Source organism: Embleya sp. NPDC020630 (assembly GCF_044334985.1).
Taxonomy (GTDB): domain Bacteria; phylum Actinomycetota; class Actinomycetes; order Streptomycetales; family Streptomycetaceae; genus Embleya.
Map to the genome: position 1 here is coordinate 1 of NZ_JBIRUB010000028.1, position 20,456 is coordinate 20,456.

The 20,456-nt window shown below is 68.5% G+C and carries 11 protein-coding genes; 8 read left to right on the forward strand and 3 right to left on the reverse strand.

Going from position 1 to position 20,456, the window contains the following annotated elements:
• Positions 1-354: 354 nt before the first annotated feature.
• From ACH4XV_RS43165 to ACH4XV_RS43200, 8 genes are all read left to right on the forward strand, one after another.
• Positions 355-810 carry a hypothetical protein gene (locus ACH4XV_RS43165; protein ID WP_395799149.1) on the forward strand — a complete coding sequence of 152 codons (456 nt, stop codon included), beginning with the start codon at positions 355-357 and terminating at the stop codon, positions 808-810.
• A gap of 207 nt (positions 811-1,017) precedes the next feature.
• Positions 1,018-4,017, forward strand: coding sequence for a Helicase associated domain protein (locus ACH4XV_RS43170; RefSeq protein WP_395799151.1), 3,000 nt, complete (start codon positions 1,018-1,020; stop codon positions 4,015-4,017).
• A gap of 73 nt (positions 4,018-4,090) precedes the next feature.
• Complete coding sequence (locus tag ACH4XV_RS43175) at positions 4,091-5,218, forward strand: DNA-binding protein (RefSeq protein ID WP_395799153.1); 1,128 nt, start codon at positions 4,091-4,093, stop codon at positions 5,216-5,218.
• A 219-nt stretch (positions 5,219-5,437) separates the two neighbouring features.
• Entirely contained in the window at positions 5,438-6,244 is an 807-nt protein-coding gene (locus tag ACH4XV_RS43180; RefSeq protein WP_395799155.1) for a TnsA-like heteromeric transposase endonuclease subunit, read from the forward strand.
• Positions 6,238-8,442, forward strand: a complete 2,205-nt coding sequence (locus ACH4XV_RS43185) for a transposase (protein ID WP_395799157.1) — start codon at positions 6,238-6,240, stop codon at positions 8,440-8,442. Before ACH4XV_RS43180 ends, ACH4XV_RS43185 begins: the two co-directional genes overlap by 7 nt.
• A 363-nt stretch (positions 8,443-8,805) precedes the next feature.
• Complete coding sequence (locus tag ACH4XV_RS43190; protein WP_395799159.1) at positions 8,806-9,480, forward strand: ATP-binding protein; 675 nt, start codon at positions 8,806-8,808, stop codon at positions 9,478-9,480.
• A gap of 140 nt (positions 9,481-9,620) precedes the next feature.
• The gene (locus tag ACH4XV_RS43195; RefSeq protein WP_395799161.1) at positions 9,621-11,018 is read left to right on the forward strand and encodes a TniQ family protein; all 1,398 of its coding nucleotides are present in this window, start codon (positions 9,621-9,623) and stop codon (positions 11,016-11,018) included.
• On the forward strand, positions 11,015-11,695 hold the full coding sequence (locus tag ACH4XV_RS43200) for an ATP-binding protein (RefSeq protein ID WP_395799163.1): 681 nt from the start codon (positions 11,015-11,017) through the stop codon (positions 11,693-11,695). Before ACH4XV_RS43195 ends, ACH4XV_RS43200 begins: the two co-directional genes overlap by 4 nt.
• Before the next feature lie 47 nt (positions 11,696-11,742).
• Here ACH4XV_RS43200 and ACH4XV_RS43205 read toward each other — a convergent pair whose 3' ends face one another.
• The 3 genes from ACH4XV_RS43205 to ACH4XV_RS43215 form a co-directional block, all read right to left on the reverse strand.
• Positions 11,743-11,967, reverse strand: coding sequence for a hypothetical protein (locus tag ACH4XV_RS43205; RefSeq protein ID WP_395799275.1), 225 nt, complete (start codon positions 11,965-11,967; stop codon positions 11,743-11,745).
• Positions 11,968-12,386: 419 nt separating this feature from the next.
• Entirely contained in the window at positions 12,387-12,791 is a 405-nt protein-coding gene (locus ACH4XV_RS43210; protein ID WP_395799165.1) for a hypothetical protein, read from the reverse strand.
• A gap of 706 nt (positions 12,792-13,497) precedes the next feature.
• The gene (locus ACH4XV_RS43215; RefSeq protein WP_395799167.1) at positions 13,498-20,031 is read right to left on the reverse strand and encodes an RHS repeat domain-containing protein; all 6,534 of its coding nucleotides are present in this window, start codon (positions 20,029-20,031) and stop codon (positions 13,498-13,500) included.
• Positions 20,032-20,456 lie beyond the last annotated feature (425 nt).

Consider the following 20,456-nt stretch of genomic DNA (forward strand, 5'->3'; position numbering starts at 1 on the left):
CCCGCGGAGCGGGTCCCCAAGCCGCTGCGCGGCTTGCGAGTGAAGCGAGCCGCGTTGCGGCTCGCGGTGGCGCGTTGCGCCACCGAGGCTCCCCGCGTTGCGGGGAGCTCGATCCGCGTTGCGGATCGAAAAGGAGTGTGGGCCTCCCGCGTTGCGGGAGGCGTCCGATCCGCGTTGCGGCTCGGACCAGGGCCGCGTTGCGGCCCGCCAGTAGCACGAAGTGGGTGATGGATTGCGGGAGTTCCCTTCGGAAGAGGCGCGGGCTCCCCGCGTTGCGGGGAGCAACCGATCCGCGATGCGGATCGGCACAAGTGGCGGGCTCCGGAGGTGGGTTCGGCCGGCATCGTTTCCGTCATGACCGAACCGAAGCCCCGAACGGTACTCCGCCTGCGTTTCAAGGAGTCCGTCGCCGATCCCACAGACCCCGATGCCACGTGCCGCGAACTCGACCTCCGAGCAGACCTGTTGACGTTCGAGGACGGCACCACCACCTTCTGGCTCGAGGGAGTCGAGGTATGCGACTTCCCCTCCTCCGCACTCGGCTCGGTGGAACTGATCCCCACCCGGGAGGCGAGTGCGGGACAACCGGCCTCACGCAAGCACGAGGCCACGGACAAGGCCTACTCCGTGGAGGAGATCCGCACCCGCCACGCCAACGCCTACCAACGATGGACCCCCGAAGACGAGCAACTGCTCCTCGAACTCCACGCCGCCGGCCACGACCTGGTCGAACTCGCCCGACGCTTCGACCGCCAACCGAGCGCGATCCGCTCACGACTGGGAAAACTCGGCGTACCCGAACCGCGGTGAAACACGGTGCGGACCACTTCCCCGCCCCGAACATGTAGCCGCGGCGTGGCGGGGGGATCGGCGCACGACTCGAAAGGCGGGTGCGTCGTTGATGTTTTCCTTCGAGACAGAATTGGAGAGCGATGTGACTCAAGAATGACTCAGGTAGACTTTGACGTGTATCAGGAGCCCCGTCGGGTGTTCCGGAAGTGACGACGAGGAGGGTCGGTGCGCGAATTCGCCCCACGGCCGCGGCCGCACCAGGTCGAGGCCGTCGACGCCGCGGTACGCGGCCTGGAAGGCCCCGTACGCCCGGGCGGCAACCGCGGACTCCTGGTCTCGGCCACCGGCACCGGCAAGACGCTGATCGCCGCCGAGACCGCCCGACGCCTCGCACCCACCGGCGGCACCCTCGTCCTGGTCCCCACCCTCGACCTGCTCACCCAGACCGTCACCGCATGGCGCACCCTCGAACACGAAGAGGCCATGCTCGCCGTCTGCTCCCTCGAAGGCGACGACGCACTCGGCGCAGCGGGGGTGCGCGCCACCACCAGCGGGCCCAGCCTCGCCCTGTGGGCCCAACAGCACGTGCGGTACACGGTGTTCGCCACCTACGCCTCGCTCGGCACGGTGATTCACGCGCACACCGGGCCCTACGGGATCCCCGCCCTTCCGGCGTGGAGGCTGGTGCTGTGCGACGAGGCCCATCGCGCGGCCGGACACGTCGACAAGAGTTGGACCGACATCCACGACAACACCCTCGTCCCCGCACTGCGGCGGTTGTACATGACCGCCACACCCCGCATCTACGAATCCTTCAAAGGACGGCGCAGGAGGCGGCGCGGCGAGCGGCGTGGGGGTCTTGGAGTCGGCACGGGTGGGCAGGAGGCACTCTTCGAGGTGGGGCACGGGGTCGCGGCGCACGGCGCGGACGACGGCCTGGAGCACCACGTCGAACCTCACACCGGACCTCACATCGAGCTTCCTCCGATCCCCGACGACATCGCATTCGATTTCGATTCCGAAGACGAGTATTTCTCGCCGGAAATGCAAGTCGGAGTAATCGACGGAACCGATGAAATGTTTATTTCATCTGACGAGGCATCACATGATGGGGGCGACGACACCGGCGACGGTGAGACGGCGCGGACCCGGCCGGCCCGGCTCCCGCGGGTTCCCGCGCTTCCCGAGGAACTCGCGGTGTCCATGGACTCGATCGACATCTACGGCCCGAGGATCTTCCACCTGGGGCTCGCCGAGAGCATCCGGCGCGGGCTCCTCGCGCGGTTCGTGGTGCTGGTGGCCGACATCAGGGACACCGAGCTCAACCAGGCCCGACGCGACGCGCGCAAGGCGTTGGACGAGAAGAGCCCCAAGGCACCGAGGCTCGTCGAGGCGTGGCGCGGCAAACGCCTCGCCGCCTTGCAGACCGCGCTGTTGAAGACCGCGCGGGAGAACGGGCTGCGGACCGTCATCACGTTCCACCACCGCGTCGCCGAGGCCAAGGCCTTCGCATTGGGGCTGCCCGACGTCGGCCGGCGCCTGCGCGCCGAACTCCCGGACCAGGCACCCGCGGACGTGCGCGCCGAATGGCTGCACGGGGACCACCCGGCCGAGCACCGGCGGCGGGTTCTCGGCCGGTTCGCCGAACCCGGAGTGTCGGGCGACCTGTCGGTGGTGGCGAACGTGCGGATCCTCGGCGAGGGCATCGACTGCCCCGCCGTCGACGGAGTCGCCGTCTTCGACGAGATCTCGAGCATCGTCAGCATCACCCAGGCCCTCGGAAGAGCCCTCCGGCAGAAACCGGGGCAGGGCAAGACCGCCGCCATCATCGTTCCGGTGTTCCTCGACGACCACGAACGGCCCGACGACATGCTCCTGTCCGACGGACACCGGTACCTCGTCACCGTGCTCGAGGCCCTGAGGGCACACGCACCCGAGATGGTCGAAGCACTCGCCGTCCCCCAGGCACAGGCACACGGCGCAACACGGACATTCGCCGAAGCCGACCTGGCCCGGGACGACAAGGACCACGGCGAGGGAGCACAGGGCGCAGCAGGCGGCGACATCGGGGTCGGGAAGGGCTCCGTCGATGTGGAGGGCGGGGATGGTGTGGGTGGTGTCGCGGAGGGCTCTGGCGGGGTGGTGGAGGGGGTGGCAGGGCCTGCGGGTAGAGATGGTCCGGGGGGCGAGACACGGCCCTTCCTGCGGTTCTCCAGCTCTCGGGATCCGGCGGTCGTGGCGGACTTCGTGCGGCTGCGGGTCATCGACCCCGACGAACGCGACTGGGTGCGCGGGTATCTTGCCGCACGCCGCTTCCTCCGGACGCGGGGCCACCTCAGGATTCCGCTCGATACGCGCGACGAGCACGACCACGACTACCCGGTCGGGCAATGGGCCGCCGTTCAACGCAGGGAGTACGCCGCTGGGCGGCTCGACGCCGCGCGCACGCGGAAACTCGTCATGCTCGGCATGGTGTGGTCCCACCCCGACGCCGCCTTCGACGACGGACTCGCCGTCGCCAGGCGGTATGTCGAACGCGTCGGACACCTCGCCGCGCCACAGGGCGCCGTCCAGGACGGCGTCAGGATCGGACAATGGCTCGCCAACCAACGACGCCACGGCGTTCTGGACAACCACCCCGAACGCGAAGCCGCGCTCCGGGAGTTGGACCCGTGGTGGAAGCCGGACGGGTGGACCATCGCATGGCAGAGGGCCGCCAACGAAGTGCGGCTGTACCTGGCACGAGGCGGGGTTTTGGAGGAACTGGCGCCCGGACACGTCGCGGGCGGCGAAGACATCGGTCGATGGGCGCAGCGGCAGGCCAAGCCTGCCGTGAGAGCCAAACTCCGGCCCGGACAACTCCAACAGCTCCGGGAGCTCGGCATCCGGCCTGAAGACGGTGGCGGCGCAGCGGCGGATGGTGGTGGTGCGGCGGGCGGCGACGGCGTGGGGGAGGGCGCCGGGGCTGCCCCGGCGCCGAGGCGCGGGCGGGGCGCGTGGGAGACGGCGTTCGGCGCGGCCGTCGCCTACCGCGAACGCGAAGGGGACCTCGAAGTACCTCGCGCACATGTCGAGACCGTGGCGGTGGAGACTGCGGCCGGGTCCGAGGGCGGCGGTGCCGTCGAGGTGCGGCTGGGCAAGTGGGTCAACAACCAGCGCACGCGGCGGAGTTCGTTGAGCGAGGAGCGGGTGCGGCTGCTCACCGAACTCGGCATGTGCTGGTGAAGGGGCGGTGTCGGCCGAGGGTGCTCGTGTTCGGTGGATGTGAGATTCGAAGTGAGATCGAGGGGCGGGTGCGGTGGGGGTGTTTCGGGTCGCTCCGGTCGGGGGTGAGACGACGTGGTCGTTCATGGGCCGGGTCGCCGGGTGCTACGGGCTGGAAGCCGACGCCCTGGCGGGGCACTGGCGGTGGCTCAACCATCGTCCCCGGCACCGGGGTGGAGGGCTGCGGGCGGACGGGGAGGTGGTCCTCGACGCGGCCGGGAGGCGGGTGTTGGTGGGGTTGTGCGGGGTCGGGGAGGAGGTGCTCGCGCGGGCGTTGCCGTCCTGGGGGCGGGAGGAGGACGAGGCCGCCGGATGGGGGACGGCCGGAGTGCCGCAGGGGATGTGGCGGGTGGGTGGCGCGGTCGCGGGGCCGGTGGCGTTCGGGTGTCGACTGTGTGCGGCGCGGCGTGCCGGTGGGCCGGTGCGGGTGGTTCGGTACGCGGCGCGGTGGGAGCGGGTGTGTGGGCGGCACGGCCGGTGGGGCCTGGACGCGGACGCCGACGGGGTTCCGGAACATCTGGAGTTGCGCGAGGTGCCGGAGGTGGTTGAGGCGCGGCGGCGGTGGGTGGGTGTGGCGCGGCGGGCGGTGCGGGCCGGAGTCGATGCCGGGGAGGTGTTCGGGGTCGCGTGGGCGGTGGTGTGTCGGTGGTGGGAGTCGGCGCCGGTCTGGGAGCGGGAGGAGATCTGGCCGCGGCGGCTGCGCGCGGTCGCGGGTGGGGACGGCGGGCCCTTGGTCGCGTGGATGGGCGCCGTCGTGCGCAGGCGGCGTGGGGACGCGGGTGCGGGTGTGGGGTTCGGGTGGGTGGATGATCCGTGGCGGGTGCGGCAGGAGGATCGGCCGGCGACCACGGCCGCGCTGCTGCGGTCGCTGGGCAAGGAGCGGAGGGCGGGCGGTTCGGGGACGCTGTGGCGCTCGACGGTGCCCGCGGAGGAACGCATGCTGATCGGCGAGCTCGTGGGGGAAGCGGAGGAACAGTTGCTCCAGTTGCGAGGGGCGCAGACCGGGAGCACCGCTGACGCGGCCCGGCACCTGCTGGGGAACCTCTCCCGGGGTGTCGATTTCCTCGAGCAGGCTATGTGGCGGACCGCTGTCGCGGCGTTGAGCGCCGGGTGCCTCTGGAGGACGTGGCCGGATGGGCCGGGCTGTCGGCCGCGGAGTTGACGGACGTGCTCACGGCCGGCCGGGACGAGAACGACGAATAGGCGTGTGGCCGGCTTGGGTTGGGTCGGACCGAGGTGGTCGGCGCGTAGGGGCGTGGTGCGGCGCGGCGGTTATCACGGGCTCGGTGTGTGCGTGGGGTGTTCGGTTGGGGTGCGCTCGTTCGGGTGATGGTGGGGTTCTCTGTCTTTCTGAGGATTTCTCGCGTACTTGACTACGGGCATGAGTGAGCGATTAGCGGTGGGCGGGGTGGGGGCTCGGACTCCGGCGGATGCGGAAGTGTCCGGTGTCGAGGCGGAGTTCCTCGATGCGGTAGGGCGGGTGGTGCAGCGGCCGTGGGTAAAAGCCGCAGGGACGGTGCGGTTCGAGGGATTGTCGCCGGTGTCGGCGTTCCCGGTGGTGCCTGGACGCCGGTGGGGGCCGGGATGGTGGTGGTCGGCGACCACCGGCGGCCATGTGGTGCACGGGTCGGCCGCGATGCGCGACCGGTTGATGCTCCTGGATCGTGATCCGCGGGTGGTGGGTTTGGCGGGGCGGCCGGTGCGGTTGGTGTGGCGCGACGCCGCGGACGGGCGGGTGCGGTCGTGGGTCCCGCAACTCTTCGCCCGGTACGCGGACGGCACGGCGCTGCTGGCCGACTGTCCGGGTTCGTCCGGTGCGGGTGGGGTGCGGGAGTTGCGGGCCGGTGGGGTGGTCGCGGCGGCGTGCGAGGCGGTCGGCTGGTCGTATCGGCGGTTGGAGCCGCCGGATCCGGTTCTCGTGGCGAACGTGCGGTGGTTGGCCGGTTACCGGCATCCTCGTCATCGGGGATCGCCTGTCGTGGAGGCGGCCGTGGTGGACGCGTTCGCCCGGGCGCGGCCTTTGATCGAGGGTGTGCGGGCGGTGGGTGACCCGATCGTGGTGTGGCCGGTGGTCTTTCACGCGTTGTGGTCGGGGCGGTTGTCGGTGGTGCTGTCGCGGCCGTTGCACGAGCGGGTCCCGGCGTGTGCGGGGCCGGGGCTCGGCGCGGCGGGCGGGGTGGCGTGGTGAGCGGCGGGCGTCGGCGGCCGGTGGTCGCGGTGGGCGCGCATGTGGTGTTCGAGGGGCGTTCGTGGCAGGTCGTCGCTCTGGAGGGTCCGGTGGTGCGGCTGGTGGACGAGCGGGGTGTGGTCGCGTCGATGCTGGTCGGGTACCTGTGCGCGGCCCCGGACTTCGCGCTGGTGGGTGCGGCGCCCGTGGCGGGGGTGCCGCAGTGGGGGTTGTTCCAGACGGTGCCGTTGCGGGAGCGCGAGCGGGCGCTCGCGTGGCAGCGGCACATCCACGAGATCGAGTGCGGGTTGCCGGACGGCCCGGGCGGTGTGGGGGTGGCGCGTGCGCAGTACGGCCCGGGTCGGTCCATGGCGGAGCGGGAGCGGGCCAAGGCCGAGGAGATGCGGGCGTCGGGGTGGGCGGTGAGTGTGGCGACGGTGCAGCGGATGCGCGGCCGGTATCGGCGGCAGGGCCTGTGGGGGCTGGTCGACAAGCGCACCATGCGCGGCGCGAGTGCGACCGGGCGCAGCGACGAGCGGGTGGTGGTGGCCGTGTTGGAGGCGTTGCGGCGGCAGCGGGGGCGGTCGAAGGGCACGGTGGAGGGGTTGCGGCGGTTGACCGGGGAGATCCTGGACCGGGCGCACGGACCGGGTGTGGTGGCCTTGCCGTCGCGGGCGACGTTCTATCGGTTGGTGAACGCTCTGGCCGATCCCGCGGAGTTGCCGGGGCGGGCGGCGCGGACCGCGAGCGCGACGACGCCGCCGTTCGCTGCGGTGGTCGCGTCGCGACCGGGTGAGCAGGTCCAGGTCGACACCACCCGCTTGGACGTGATGGCCGTCCTGGGCGACGGGCGGTTGGGGCGGCCGGAGTTGACGATCGCGGTGGACGTGGCGACGCGGAGCATCGTGGCGGCGGTGCTGCGGCCGGCCGGTACCAAGGCGGTCGACGCCGCCCTGCTGTTGGCGGAGATGGCCGTGCCGCATCCGATGCGCCCGCACTGGCCCGAGGCGTTGGAACTGTCGCGGGCGAGCGTGCCCTACGAACGACTGGCGGCGATCGATGGGCGGTTGGAGGGTGCGGCGGCGAGGCCGGTGATCGTGCCGGAGACGATCGTGGTCGACCGGGGCCGGGTGTTCGTGTCGGAGGCGTTTGTGGCGGCGTGCGAGACGTTGGGAGTGAGCGTGCAGCCCGCCCCGCCGCGCAGGCCCGCGGCGAAAGGGGTGGTGGAGCGGACGTTCGGCGCGATCAACACGCTGTTCTGTCAGCATGTGGCCGGGTACACGGGCTCGAACACGACCGTGCGCGGGCACGGTGTGGAGGACGAGGCGTGTTGGACGGTGCCGCAGTTGCAGGAGTTGCTCGACGAATGGATCGTCTGCGGGTGGCAGAGCCGGCCCCACGAGGGACTGCGACACCCGATGACGCCCGGGGCGGCGCTGACGCCGAACGAGATGTGGGGCGCGTTGGTGGGGGCGTGCGGGTATGTGCCGGTGCCGCTCACGGGGCGGGATTATGTGGAGTTGCTGCCGGTGCGGTGGCATCGGGTCACCGAACGCGGGATCCGTATCGACCACCGCACCTACGACCATCCGGTCCTGGGGGCGTGTCGGGGACGGTCCTCGGGAGTGGCGGCACGAGGCGGGAAGTGGGAGATCCACCACAACCCCCACGACGGCCGCCTGGTGTGGATCCGTTTGCCCGGCGGGAAGTTCGCCGAGGTGCCGTGGATCCACCGCGACCACGTGAACGCCCCGTTCGACGTCCACGCGTGGAGGCACGTGAGGGAGAGCGTGGAGCGACGCGGGGACCGTGAGCGGCACGAAGCCGACCTCGCCGAGGCCCTCGCGGCGCTCCTGCGCGAGGGCCGCCCCGCCGTGGGGCCCGCCCGCGGCGGGAGCCGAAGAAGTCGTGAACGCGAGGACATCGCGGCGGGTCGGGCGGTTCCTGGGGCGCGCCGCGTCGTGAGGCAGGCGGGCACCGGGCACGACGGGCGGGCCGCGAACTCGGAGGGCGTCGCGGGATTCGTCTTCCCGGGACGCGTACCGGGCGCAGCGACGCACGACGGTGTTGGTGTGGAGAGTTGGGACGATCTCGACGGCGGCGACGAGTTCCTCGACGAGGACCCGGACTCCGAGACGGAGGCGGGGTCGGGTGGGGCGTCCGGTGGCGGGGTCGGGTTCGGGTTGTACGACGCGCATGCCGAGGCCGAGCTGTGGTGACCGGCACGGAGGCGGAGGAGGAGCGCCGGCCGTCGCCGGCGACGTGGGACGGGTTCCGGGACTTCGTCGACCGGCCGCCCGTCACACCGCCCGCGGCGGGTGAGGGCGAGCGCGGGGTGGAGGAACGGCTGGCGTACCACTCGCGGTTCGCCGTCGTGCGCACCCCGACCATCGACGCCATCTCGCGGACGGTACGCACCCTGATGATCCTCGGTCGCCACCAGGACACCGGCGCCCGGCCCTGTGTGATCGCCGGCGGGCCGCCGACCACCGGCAAGACCACCGCGCTGCTGCAGGTGGGTCGGGCGTGCCACCTCGCCGAGGCCGCCCGACGCGGCCGGGGGGGTGCAGGGGTGGGTGCCGGTGGCGTACGTCCTGGTCCCACCCGGAGCAAGCGCGAAGGCCTTGGCCGGCGAGTTCGCCCGCTTCCTCGGGGTTCCGGTGACCGCCCGCATGACCCAGACGCGGATCGTCGACGCCGTGTGCCACACCTATCGCGAGGCGGGGGTGAGGCTGGTCGCGATCGACGAGATCCACCGCCTCAACCCGCGCACCACGACGGGGGCGGAAGCCGTCGACCTGTTGAAGGACCTCACCGAACGCATCGGCGCGACGTTCGTGTTCGCGGGCATCGACGTCACGGCGACCGCTTTGTTCAGCGGTGTGCGTGGGGCGCAACTCGCCGGGCGCGCCACGGTCGTCGACTGCGGGCCGGTCCCCCTCGGCGGCGGGGGCGGGCGGACGCCGTTCCGGGATCTGGTCGCGGCGATGGAGGCGTGTCTGGACCTGCGGGCACACCGGGCGGGGACACTGCCCCGCGCGGCGTCGTATCTCCACGCCCGCACCGGCGGACGCATCGGCAGCCTCGCCCGCCTGCTCCGCCAGGCCGCGATCGCAGCGATCCTCGACGGCACCGAGAAAATCACCAAAGGCGGCCTCGAGGGGATCGTCTTGGACCACACCGCCGAAGACCACTACCGGCCCCGAGCCGGCGGACGGACGCGCGCCGGTGGCCGCACACGCCGACACGGCACGTGAAGGCGACCAAGGCGGTCCCGGGGTCGAGGTCGGGGTCGAGGTCGGGAGGACTTGCGCGACACGACGACAAGAACCCGCGGGGCCCGGCCGCCGAACCCGCGCCGCGGGATCGGACCGGCACACGAGCGGGCGCGTTCCGTGTGGCGCCCCTGCCCCACGAGTCGACCGCCTCCTGGGTCGGCCGCGTCGCGGCGACGTATCGGCAGAGCGTGCCCGAGTTGCTGACCGGCATCGGCATCACCACCATCGGCGCGCGGGGCGCCGGCGAGATGGACACGACCGAGATCCACCTCGACGACGCCGCGGGGCACCGACTCGCCGTCTTCACCCGAGTCCCCCACCACCACCTCGCGCGAGCACTCCCCCACCACGCACGGCCCCGGGACGGGTACCCGGCCCGAACACCGGACACTGTCGGGGCGGCCGCGGCCGGCATCGCCGCGTGGCACCGCCCAGGCCCGTACGAACAACCCTCGTGGGCGTGTCCGTGGTGCACTCTGCGCCACACCCTCGGCGCCACCGCACGCGCACGGGCGTACCTGCCCGCCCACCGCGTGTGGTGCCCGCGGCACGCGTGTCGGAGCACCGGCGGGCCCCGGCCGCGGCTCCTGGACACCCGGGGTGTGCCCGAACTCGCCCACACGCACCGGGAACACCGAAGGCTCCTGCGCCGGCCGAACGCGAACACCGCCTATACGTGGGCACAGGCCATCGTCACACGGTGGTACGACCACGAGCTGTATCCCACCGGACGATGGCGGGCACGAGGACACCGCCTGGCCGCGGCCAACCCCGACCACACGACCACGGACGGGAGTTCCTGGACGCTGACGTCCCGGCCCGTGATCGTCCATCCCGAAACGGTCACCCTCGCCCGCGCTCTCGCCCGTACGCGCCTACCCGCGACACCCCACCCCGACCGGCACCCGGCCGTGACCGGATTCCTCGAACACACCGCCCACACACTCGGGGCTCGGCCGCCTCACACCCGGACCCGACGACCTTTTACGGTCCTGGATCCGCCACCACACCCGACCCTGAAAACCCCACCCCGAGCCCCCGATCGCCCGGACCACCCGAAACGGGCCGCCAAACCCTGCCGCCGCCTATGGCATCCCCAACCGAACCGCACAAAATCTCAACGCATCCCACAACACCCGCGAAACCCGACGGAAATGAGAAAACCCCAGCTCAGGCATACCGCCGGGCCATACCCGAACACCCCACACCCGCACCCGAAACCCACCCCGCCAGCCCTACACCCCCGAAAACATTCCGACACAACAGCGAAACCCCACCCCACACACACCACCCAAACCCACCACCAACAACCACTCACATCCGCCACCGGACCGTCCCTGCCCGACACTCCGCCGACGGCCGGTCGTCCGCCGGCGATGGTGACGTTCCTGCACGAGTGGAAGCTGAACCACTTGCCGCCGGACACCAGGCCGCTGCCCTCGGTGGCGCCCTACGACCAGTTGCTCCAGCGTCGCCGTGTCAGCGGAGGCGATCACCGCGAGGGAGAAGCGCCATGACCCTGCCCCGCCAGCGTGGCCTGACCGAACAGGCGGCGGACGCCGCCATCGACACCGCCTGCCGCATGTTGCGGCTGCCGACGATCCGATCCGAGTTCCCGGAAATCGCGAACGCCGCGGTCAAGGACCAGTTGACCTATCGCGGGTTCCTCGCCGAACTCCTGATGGCCGAGTGCGACGACCGCGCCCGCCGACGCTCCGAGCGTCGCATCAAAGCCGCCGGCTTCCCCCGGGAAAAGAGCCTTCGGACCTTCGACTTCGCCGCCAACCCCAACATCGACCCGGCCACGATCAACACCCTCGCCAACTGCGAATGGATCAAGAAGAGCCAGCCCCTCTGCCTGATCGGCGACTCCGGCACCGGCAAGTCCCACATGCTCATCGCCCTGGGAACCGAAGCCGCGATGAAGGGCTACCGCGTTCGCTACACCCTCGCCACCAAGTTGGTGAATGAACTGGTGGAGGCCGCGGACGAGAAGCAACTGAACAAGACGATCGCCCGATACGGCCGCGTCGACCTTCTCTGCATCGACGAACTCGGCTACATGGAACTCGACCGACGCGGAGCGGAGTTGCTGTTCCAGGTTTTGACCGAGCGCGAGGAGAAGAACAGTGTCGCCATCGACCGCCTGACCTTCAACGGCACGATCGCCGAAGAATCATCGAAAGCAAGCTGACCAGGCTTGTCGTCCTCCGCCTCTCCGGCGGCGGAGGACAACCACGATCAAGAGATGCCGCCTTCGTCCTCGGTTGCTGGCCGCAGACGCCGACGCGCGGCCTCGAGTCGCTCCGCATAGTCAGCGGCGAAGAGGTCCGGAAGAGCCTTGTCCAGCGTTCCCGCGATCCTGTGGATCGGGGCCCACACCGCCGCGTCGTCGACCATGCGGTCCAAGTCGGTCATCTGCACGCGCTCCAGCCAGTCCGAGAGCACCAATGCCTCGTCAGGCATGAGCTGGATCGTTATCGGCGAGGTCTCCACAGCCCAGAATATAGCCGCCGGGCACGGTCACGGCCCCCTCGTCCTCTCGTGAACATTCGCGACCGTGAGCGCCCGCAACTGCTGCCCAAAGTCGTCGACAAACGCTGTCATCAGAAGTGAACGAAGCCACAACAACCACTCACAAACGACCCACGCACACAACGGTCACCACGAACGGTCACACCACCGGCAACCTAGATCAGATGCCCTCTTAAACACACGGCGCTATGTGAAACATGCCCGCGAATTCTCAACGAAACCGCAATAATCCAGGTCAGGCCCCCACAGCCCTCACCCGGACGGCCACGAAACGTTCCCAACCAACCTGCAACACCCCACCCCACCACCGTCTACACCAACCCCGGAACCACACCCACAACCAACAACACTCACAACTCCGCCACACGCGACCCCCGTCTTGCCATCGCAACCCAAAGCTCTTTTGCCGCCATTACTACATGAGGCCACCCAGGACTCGACATCAGATCATTTTCATGAATTTCCGGCCCATCTATAATAGCATCGAGAGCCCGACCAAGCTCAATGGCCGCCGAGACTTCATCATCATCCAGAAGCAGAGATTCCTTCATTTCAAGAGGATATGCGAGAATTTGACTATCATCAAAAAGAAATGTGATAAAATCGTCGAATCTAAGCCCGTATGGCGTAGAGGCTTCACTGTCACCCCATATCGAGTTCTGCCATTCAAGATCAGCCAACTTTCCAGTAATATCAATAATGTTGTAGCGCCACATGACACTCGAATGATCACTCGGATCAAACTCAAAACCCATAACACATTCCTTCTTTCCTACGTCGCAGGACATTTCTCATCGGCAACAAATCTGCGATGTTTTCCGAGATCACTTACGGTGAAGACAGCTCCCGTAGAACCCAACGAGGGCAACCCCGCCCATCGAGTCTAGATACCTCGGAGTATCGCGCCGGGGTTGGTCTGCGACTCGCTCTTCAAGCATACCTAGCCACAGCCCACTAGGTTCCGATCGTAAGCGCTCGGTGGTAGCACCCAAGCCGAGCACTCGGCAGGCTCACCGGGACCTGGCGGTTCGCTTATTTCCCCTTCGCACCACAGTACTGTGGCGCGAAGGCTGCAGGAGTCCGGCCTTCCTTGGGAAGGATACGTCGTTGATCATCACGCATCCGGACGCACCGGCGGGGCAACCTTTTCCCACTCCACCACCGCACCGGCACCGGATCCCACGTGGACGCGCTCATGAACTGCTCCAGGTTCTGGGCGTTGCTGTCCGGAAACCCTGACGCCATCGCGTCGGTCGACTTCCGGCGCGCTTCCAGCACCACCCGCACGGGCGACAGCCGCTCTACCCTCGATGATCCCACCGCAGCAACGACACGAACACATTCGCTATGAACGCTTCCAATCGCGCCCGTAGGCCCCGAACTGTCGCACGTTCACAGATACACCATGCCCGCACCAACGGACAAGACCTGACGAGGTACTACCGGTACATTCTAGGAAACTCACGGGCTGTACCACTGCCTCCACCTCAACCATTGGTCAAGAGGAATATGAGCCTCTGCAGTCATAGTTGGATTCGGAATTTCCTTACTAGGCGACATTGGTTCACCATTGCGACCAATTGGCTTACCTTTATAAGTAATTCGAACATGGTCAACTCTCTGCGAAGCCTGAGGGCTTCGAGGGTCGCCCATATCAATTCGAATCATTTCATCTCTTGCATCCGCGCCGCTCCATTTAAAGCCAGCTTTCGACTGATATCCCGTCTTCCGATATTCGCGATTTGCCTCCATAGTCCACGTTTTCGGAATCAATCGAGACGCGCCATGGGGGAACCACCCAGTCCCATAAGTGACACCCGAACTCACCGTCAGTTTAGGATTCTGTGGAACACCAGACCCTCCGGGAGGAACGAGCATAGCCATCCCGAGAAGCAAATTTTCCTTGAAATCCTCACTCGTCACAAAATCAGTCGGGCACCCGCCGATTTCATGGCAAGCTATCTCCGCATTCAGCCCGTACTGCAGCTTTCCAAACATCGGCATGCATTCCATGCCGGTACTCAGTTCATGACAGCTACTATCAAGCGCTTGATAGTATTTACTGATGAACTGGTCAAGCTTAGGGAAGCTTTGGGGGAGTTTAACATATGGAGATATGTAAACTTCATTATTAAATGAAATAGGCCTATATCCGTGCTTACTGGTTGCATTTCCATACGGCTTGGCCGGCGCATGTGCACAATAGTCATCACAGCCTGCCGTGCCGCCAGGAGCTGTCGGCGAGGTGGTCGTCTGTTCTCCACTGCCAGGGCATGCCATGACGTTGCCGCAGTAGGTCGGGTCTGGGTCACATGCCATGACGTTCCCGCAGTACGCCAGCCCGCTCGGATCGGATAGCGTCACCGGACTGTTGTTGCTATAGGTGTAGCCGTGCATCTGGTCCGAGTCGGTCAGGTCCATGAGCGGGTCGACGCTGATGAAGCGGCCCAACGTGGGGTCGTATTCGCGGGCGCCGACGTGGGTCAGGCCGGTGGCGTCCACGGGCTTGCCGAGGAAGCCCTTGTCGTCGGGCCATTGGCCGTTGATCTGGGTGGGTTGGGGGCCGCGGGGTTCGCCGAAGGGCTTGGACTGGCGGCGGGTTGCCGTGAGAGTGGCGGAGTCGAGGGTGCTGTTGGCGGTGCCGTGGTGGTCGGCCGCCATGTAGGTGAGGGTGGTGGGGCCGTTGCGGACGACTGTGGCGCCGCCGGCTGTGGGGTAGTAGCGGGTGCCGACCACCGGGCCGGTGCCATTGGTGTTGGTGGTGAGTTCGTCCTGGCCGAGGTAGAGGGTGGTCTTGCCGTTCTCGCGGCGGATGATGCGGTTGCCGTCGGCGTCGTAAACGTACTCGCTCGTGCCGTTGGCGGCGGCGACCGAGGCGAGTTGGTCCTCTTCGTTCCAGGTGAGGGTTTGCGGGTTGGCGTCCGTACCCGGGCGGGTCTTGGTATTGCCGGACTGGTCGTACGTCAGGCTCGTGGTGACCGGGGTTTGTGTGCCGGTTTTGACGGTGACCGAGTCCAGGCGGTGGGTGCGGTCGGTGGGCTGGGCACCGGCGCGGTAGGCGTACTCGGTGGTGACGTTCTTGGTCGGGTCGTCGGTGGGGTCGTGGTCGACGAGTTTGGTGCGGTTGCCGACGACGTCGTAGGTGAAGGACTGCCAGTACGCGTCCGGGCCGCCGACCGTGGACGGGGCCGGGGCCTGGGTCGTGCAGCCACCGATGCCGGGGATCTTGGGGGCCTGGAGGGTGGTGGTGCCGGCGGTGTCGGTCCAGGCTTCCTTCAGGCGGCGGTGGCCGTCGTAAACGAAGCACTGGGTGTCGGTGGTGTTGTTGTCGCGCTTGGCGCTGATCGAGGTGACGTCGCCGCTGGGCTTGTAGGTGTAGGTAGTGGCGTCCACGCTGGTGGTGGTGGAGGTCTGCTTGTCCCACTGGGTGTTGAGCAGGCGGCCGGTGGCGGGGTCGTAGGTGCTGGTGAACGCGGCTTGCAGGGGGCTGTCACCGAGAGTGGCGCGGATGTTCTTGCCGAAGACGTCGTAGTCCGCCCAGTTCAGGTAGCCCCTCTCCCCGCCGAGCGTGGTCAGTGCTCCGAGGTTGTTGTACCTGCTGCGCAGGGTTTCGGCGGGCAGGCCGCCCTGGGCGGGGAAGTCGGTGGCCACCGGTAGACCCAGGACCGGTTCGTAGGTGGTGTTGGTGGTGTAGGTGCCGGCGAGTTTGCCCTCTGCGGTGGGGATGGTGGTGCGGGTGCCGGTGGGGCGGTAGGTGCCGGGTTCGAAGCCGGTGATCTCGGTGGTGTACTTCGCGCCCGTCTTGCCGCCGACGTAGCGGGAGGAGCCGTCGGCCTGGCCCTTGGCGTAGCGGTCGTAGGTCCATTCGGCGAGGAGGTTGCCGTCGGCGACGGAGTCCTTGTAGCTCGCGGTCTTTCGGCCGAGGGAGTCGTAGGTGTACGCCAGCTTCTGGCCGCGGGCGTCGGTGGTGCCGATGACGCGGCCGACGAGGTCGTAACGGGTGTCGGACGGGCCCTTGTCGGGGTCCTCGACGTGGGTCTTGCGGCCGAGGAAATCGTAGGTGTACGTCCACGTGTTGCCGCCCGCGTCGGTGACGGTCTTGAGTTCCTCGCGCGGGGTGTACGTGTACGTGATCTTCGAGAAGTCCGTGCCGGTGGGGGTTCCGCCGTTGTACTCGCGCAGTTCCTTGGGTTTGCCGCGGGCGTCGGAGATCGACAGGGTCGCTACGCCGCCGGGCGGCGGCATGACCCAGGTCTCGTCGGCGCCGGCGTAGGTGGTGGTGGTGCGCCATTGCTCGATGCCCTTGGAGGAGAACACCTGGGCGGTGGTGCGGCCCATGCCGTCGTAGACGACCGCGTTCTGCCCGGGAACCTCGTTGTCGTTGCCGACGAACACGCCGGTGTTCGGGGCGTCGTCCTCGTTCAGGTAGGGCTGGTTGGTCTTGACCGGGCGGCCGAGGCTGTCGTGGAAGGTGTCGGTGATCAGACGGCCAGCGTCCTCGTTCGCGGTGCTCGACTGGGTCTGGCGCTCCTGCAGGAAGCTGTTGAGGATCTTGTGTGAGACGGAGTACTTCTTGTTCATCTGCAGGGTGCTGGTGGTGACCACCGAGGGGCCGGTCTTACTCGGGGCGTACGCGAACCGCAGGTCCGCGTTGTCCGCCTTGGTGTGGCCCGGTTTCCACACCGCGATCAGCCGGCCGAGCACGTCGTACTCCTGCTCCACCGCCAGACCGTTGGCGTCGACTGCCTTGACCGGGAGGTTGCGGGCCCCGGCGTAGGTGGTCGTGGCGGTCCAGCCGGTGGGTCCGGTGACGGCGACCGTGGTGGGCAGGCTGCCCGCGGTGGGGGTGTAGGCGGTGGTGGTGGCCTTGTTCTCGGCGTCGGTGGCCTTGGTGACGCGGCCGTAGGTGTCGTACTCGGACTTGGCGGTGGTGACCCAGTTGGGGGTGCCGTCCGGCTTGTAGTCGATGACGGCGTCAGTGGAGGTGGTGTCGCCGATCGTGCCGACCTCGCCGTACGGCTTGTTGTCGTACAGGGTGTGGGCCCAGGCGTAGACGGTGTCCTTGGTCCTGGTGCTGTCGCAGTTGCCGACGAGGGAAATCGTCTCGACGGGCTTGCCGATGATCCACGCCGCGGTGTTGTGCGCGTACGTGGTCTTCGTGCAGTACTCGGGCAGGCCGTCGGCCTTGTCCGACACCGTCTCCGGGAGGCCGTGGACGGGCTCGAAGGTGGTGGTCTTGGAGGTCTCGCGCCAGGTGGTGGTGTCGGCGAGGAGGCTGCGGGTGCGGGTTTTCGCGGTCGCGGTGCGGCGGGCCTCGAGCGGGGGCAGGCCGCGGACGCGGCTGTGCGTGGCGGTTGCGGCGGACGAGAACGGGGTGTTGAGGGTGGTGGTGGCGACGGTGCCGCCCGCGCCGGTGAACGTCTGGGTCTCGTAGGCGAATCCGGCGTGCTGGTCCGCGTCGAGGATGGTTTGGCCGGTGGAGTCGGTGAGGGTGACGGCGCGTTTGGTGCCGTCCTTCTTCACGTCGGCGTCCATGCCGCGCAGGTAGAACGTCGCGGACTGGGTGACCGCGTCCTTCGACGGGTCGCCGGAGCGGGTGATCACCTGGCCGTAGCCGCGGTACTGGTTCCAGGTGCGGCGGTCCTTGCTCTTGGGACGCGAGGCTTCCTTGTCCTCGGTGAGCTCGGAGTCGTCGCGGTGCCAGGCCGCGCCGCCGATGTACTCGTAGCGCGTCGAGCGGTCCGGGGTCGTGGTGGCGATGTCGTGTTCGGTGACCTCGGCGACGGTGTACTTGTGGAACCAGTGCAGGACCGGGTCGGCGTCCTCGTCGTAGTTCCACCAGATCGGGTAGCACGCCTTGGAGTTGGCGTCCTGGGTCGGCAGCGTGGCCGGGGTGCATTCGGCGTTGTTGTACTTGACGGTGGTCTGGCCGCCGGTCTCGTTGGTGATGCCGGTCAGGCGGCGGCGGTTCATGGGCGGGGCGAGGTCGCCGGCCGCGTCGACCCTGTTCTCCATGCCCTGGCCGGTGAAGTCGACGGAGGGGATGTCGATCTTCCTGGTGCCGTCCCAGGCGGTGCGGGTGATCGAGTTCAGCCACAGCGTCGGGGAGGAGCCGTCCAAGGGGTCCGGGTAGTCCTGGTCGAGGGCGTACTCGTCGACCGTCTGGTAGGTGGAGCCGATCAGGGACTGCGTGGTGATCTTCGTCAGGCGGCGGGTGGAGAAGAACGTCTGGGCGTACTCCTCGCACTTGCCCGTGGTCGCGCACTGCTTGTCGACGGGGACATCCGGCCACTTGGCGGCGTTGGCCTTGACCATCTTGGCCGGGTCGCAGTCGAAGCCGTCCTTCTTCAGGCAGCGCTCCGCGGTGTCGAAGACGATCTGGGCGGTGGGCTGCGTGGTGTCGGTGGTCTTCGAGCCGTAGGTGATCTTCGCGAGGGTGCCGCCGCGGGTGTACTCGGTCAGGGTGCCGGAGCCGACGAGGATCGCGCCGCGGGTGTAGCGGTTGGTCTCGGCGTTGTACCAGTAGGTGACCATGCCGCCGCGTGGGTCGACGACGTAGTCGAGGTTCCAGCGCCACGCCTGTTGGCACCACGAGGCGTCGAAGCCGGACGCCTTGTTGCAGGGTTCGTTCGTGTTGTTGCCGTAGACGGGAGCGACCCAGGTCGAGTTCGTGGCGGGGTCGGTGTTGTTGCCGCCGGGCTTGTGGCCGACGCCGAAGTAGTACTGGACGCCGTCGCCGGTGGTCAGGCGCCAGTACTCGCCGTTGTCGTCGCCGTTGACCGCGCCGGTCAGGGGTTCGATGCGGGAGTCGTCGTCGTTTTCCAGGCGCCACTTGGTCTTGTCGGTGTCGTCCTGGATGAGGGTGGAGGACTTGCCGTTCAGGGACAGGGTCAGGGAGTTGCGGTTCGACCAGCACTTCTCGCCGGACTTGTCCTGACCGTCGCGCGTGCAGGAGTCGTAGGAGCGCTCCACGAAGCCGGGCGAGTACTCCCAGCCCTCACCGATCCAGGACGCCTGGTTGTTCGTGGAGGTGGTGCGGCCGTCCACCGATCCCGAGTTGTAGGACAGGTTCACCGTCGGGGCGGTGCCGCCGATCGCGGGCGGGACGCCGATGCCGTACGACCAGTTCATCGAGCCGGAGTTGCCGCCCGCCGACCACTGGCCGGACGGGGACAGCGAGGTGGCCTTGTAGTCGCCCGAGGGGCCGGACGCGTCGGCGGTGACCGCGAACAGCATCGCGCCCGGACCGGCGGTTGCGGAACGGGCGGCGGCGAAACCCGCGGCCAGGTCGACGTCGGCGTTCACCCGGTTCTTGACGCGGTCGTTGCGTCCGCCGGCCACCGGGGTCCCGACCCGGCATGCGGCGATGTCCGGGGTGGTCAGCGCGCACTCCGGCATCGACACCAGGCGCAGGCGCGAGGACCAGTCGGCGCCGAACGCGTCGCGGAATCCCGCGTAGTCGACGCCGATCGTGACCTTGCCGGGGGCGGTGGCGGGGTCCGTGGGGCGGACGGTGATCAGGACGCCGTCGACGCCGGCCTTCTGGGCGGCGTCGTGGTCGGCGACGGTGACCTTGACCCGGCCCGGGGTGGTGGTCGCTCCGGTCGCGGGTGCGGCGAGGGTGTTCGAGCGCAGGGGGCCGGGGGTGGTGGTGTCGGGGGTGGTGATCCATATGGGGGTGCCGGGGGCGTTGCCGCCGGTGGGGGCGGCCAGCAGAAAGGACCCTCCCCGCGCGACGAACGACGACGCGGGTGCCGGGGCGGTCTCGGCCTCGGTGGGCTTGGGCCAGGTGGTCGCGGTGGGCTTCCACGAGCGGTGGCCGTCACCGGTGAGCGGTCGCGTGTTCGGCTTGGGTGCCTTGCTTCCGTGCACGGAGGGCGTCTTGGGGAGCTTGCCCGGGGACCACGTGTTCGCGTCCGGGGTGGTCTTGATCCAGTCGACGGCCTGGGCCGGGCCCACACTCGCCGTCAACGCCAGCACCGTCGCGCCCGTCACGAACAGGCGCGCGGCACCCGCTCCTCGACCGCGCCGGGACCTTTTCGATCCCCACGACCAACCACGCACGACGACCAACCCCCACCCGGACGGATCCCGCCCCCGAACAGGCGAAAGATCACAGACGGAGCGCACCGTAGGCCGTAAATCCCGTGCGGGTAAAGGGAGTTCCCGGTGATGGATGTGTGCTTCGTCACTACAACCCAAGCGGTCGTTCGAGAGTCTCGGGTGCGGCCAAAACACCCGCCGGGGACCATAGTTCGGCAATTCGCGGGCGCATCCGGGCGACTTGCGTTCTTGTCGACACATCCATTGAGTCGACGTGATCTGCGCCACATGGTGAAGGCGTATGGCCAACCGGTAAGTTCCGCGCATCCATGCGCGCCGGCGTCGGCATCGCAGCACCCACCCACCGAGGAGCACCC

What these genes read in the sequence shown, in the direction of transcription:
- ACH4XV_RS43200 (WP_395799163.1), top strand. Translation starts at nt 11,015, where the DNA reads ATGACCCTGCCCCGCCAGCGTGGCCTGACCGAACAGGCGGCGGACGCC.
- ACH4XV_RS43205 (WP_395799275.1), bottom strand. Translation starts at nt 11,967, where the DNA reads ATGCCTGACGAGGCATTGGTGCTCTCGGACTGGCTGGAGCGCGTGCAG.
- ACH4XV_RS43210 (WP_395799165.1), bottom strand. Translation starts at nt 12,791, where the DNA reads ATGGGTTTTGAGTTTGATCCGAGTGATCATTCGAGTGTCATGTGGCGC.
- ACH4XV_RS43180 (WP_395799155.1), top strand. Translation starts at nt 5,438, where the DNA reads ATGAGTGAGCGATTAGCGGTGGGCGGGGTGGGGGCTCGGACTCCGGCG.
- ACH4XV_RS43165 (WP_395799149.1), top strand. Translation starts at nt 355, where the DNA reads ATGACCGAACCGAAGCCCCGAACGGTACTCCGCCTGCGTTTCAAGGAG.